Source organism: Allokutzneria sp. NRRL B-24872 (genome assembly GCF_002155965.1).
GTDB lineage: Bacteria > Actinomycetota > Actinomycetes > Mycobacteriales > Pseudonocardiaceae > Allokutzneria.
In genome coordinates, this window is sequence record NZ_MUMH01000341.1 from 1 (window position 1) to 519 (window position 519).

Sequence of the window (519 nt, forward strand, 5' to 3'; positions counted from 1 at the left end):
CTGTCCTGCTGAGCTACCGGGACGGGGCGGTCTGCGCGCACGCCCCTCCCCGGGCGGGCGCAGACCGCGCTCTTCGCGGCGGCCGACCCGAGGTAGCGAGGGGTGGGCGCGAAGAGCCTTCAGGAAGATTCAGCGAACGGCACGGGAGATCGTGCCGCATCGGTTCGCTTGCCGGTTCACGATCTCCTCCTCTCGGTGGCGGTCCTTGCGGTGCTGGAAAAAGCATGCCGGAGCCCGGCGCACCGGGCAACGCATTTAATTCCCGCGTCCTTTGTGGACCGTCAGGCCGAGAAGCCCGGCACGATGTTCGCGCAGCCGCGGCGGCGGGCCACGTCGTTGCTCGACAGGATCGGCGGCAGCTCCCGCTGCGCGAACGCCTGCAGTTCGGCGAGCTTCGCTTCGTCCGCCAAGTCGCGGCGGACGTGATAGGCAGCTTGGTTCTTCGCGTCGTTCCGGACGAAGATCGTCGCGTAGTCGCGCTCGAACCGCGGGTCCTGGTCGAACTGCAGCGTGCTGCTC

At 68.6% G+C, this 519-nt stretch carries 1 pseudogene; it reads right to left on the reverse strand.

Going from position 1 to position 519, the window contains the following annotated elements:
• Positions 1-281 precede the first annotated feature (281 nt).
• Positions 282-519 (reverse strand): annotated as a pseudogene (locus tag CCN37_RS40600) (hypothetical protein); the annotation flags it as partial.